The 1,233-nt window shown below is 68.8% G+C and carries 1 protein-coding gene and 1 pseudogene; one reads left to right on the top strand and one right to left on the bottom strand.

Annotated elements, in window-relative coordinates:
- Positions 1–479, bottom strand: a pseudogene (locus tag ABZ281_RS49865) (PucR family transcriptional regulator); the annotation flags it as partial.
- Between the two features lie 86 nt (positions 480–565).
- On the opposite strand from ABZ281_RS49865, the gene ABZ281_RS49860 reads away from it, so the two are divergent.
- On the top strand, positions 566–1,233 hold a 668-nt coding region (locus ABZ281_RS49860; RefSeq protein WP_356665516.1), incomplete at its 3' end, for a ferredoxin reductase.

Raw genomic sequence — 1,233 nt, 5'->3', positions numbered from 1 at the left:
CGGCCCCGGGCGGCCAGTTCATCGGCGTGGCCGGCGGCGCTCGCGGCGGAGAGCTCGTCGATGTAGGCAAAGGTCAGCTCGGCGAACTTGGCGACCTCGGCGGCGGGCAGACCTGCGGGTACGGCGCCCGCTGCCAGGCATCGCCAGGCCACGCGGGCGCCGACGCGGTAGGCGCTGAGCAGGGCGTCCATCGAACGGCCGTCGCGCACCTCGCCGCGGCCCAGCTCGTAGGCTGCGTCACCGCCGTCACCGCCCGTGGCGTTGCCGCTCGCGAGGTCCAGGTAGTGAGCCAGGGCCGTGCGGACGGCTCGGCGGATGGTGCCCCCCATGTGGCCCGACAGGGCGTTGGCGTAGGGAGGGACCTCGTCGATGATCGCCTGGACCACCTCGTCGGCGGTGGTCTTCAGCGCGGCCCGCAGTGCGGTGACCGTCGTCTCATCCAGGGCCAGCTCGCTGGCCCTCCGGATTGCATGGCTCATGTTTTGTTCCCTGCGAACAATTCAGCCGACAAGATTTACGTCCTGCGGTCAGGACTTTACGCCTTGAGGCACAGCAAGCTGGAGTCATGACGAGTGCAGCCCTCCGCAGTAGGGCGTGGAAACTGCTGGAGATGGTCACGACACCGCTGCTGCCGTCGGACTACCTCGACCTGGTCAGCCCGCTGCGTGCGGGCGCTGACCTGCGTGGGCGCATCGAGGCCGTGCACCCTGAGACGGATGACGCCGCGACCATCGTGATCAGGCCGGGACGGGGCTGGCGCGGCCACACGGCCGGTCAGTACGTGCGGATCGGCGTTGACGTCGACGGGGTGCGCCTGTGGCGTGCCTACTCGGTCACCTCACCGGCACACCGCCGGGACGGCCGCGTCACGATCACCGTGAAGGCGATCCCGGACGGCAAGGTCAGCAACCACCTGGTCCGCAGGGCGAAACCGGGCACGCTGATCCAGCTCGACCAGGCGACCGGTGACTTCGTGCTGCCGGAGGCCAAGCCCGCAAAGGTGCTCTACCTGACGGCCGGCAGCGGCATCACGCCCGTAATGGGCATGCTGCGCGACACCGAGTTCAACGACGTCGTCATGGTCCACTGCGCGCCACAGCCGAAAGACGTGATCTTCCGCAACGAACTGCACGACCTGGTCGCGGACAAGAAGCTGCAGCTCACCGAGGTGCACACCGACACCGACGGCATGCTCGACATCGCCCGTCTCGACGAACTCGTGCCCGACTGGGC

The organism is Streptomyces sp. NPDC006265 (assembly GCF_040613555.1).
Taxonomy (GTDB): Bacteria; Actinomycetota; Actinomycetes; order Streptomycetales; family Streptomycetaceae; genus Streptomyces.
Note: the sequence above shows the minus strand (reverse complement) of the source record. Positions and strands in the feature narration are given on the sequence as shown.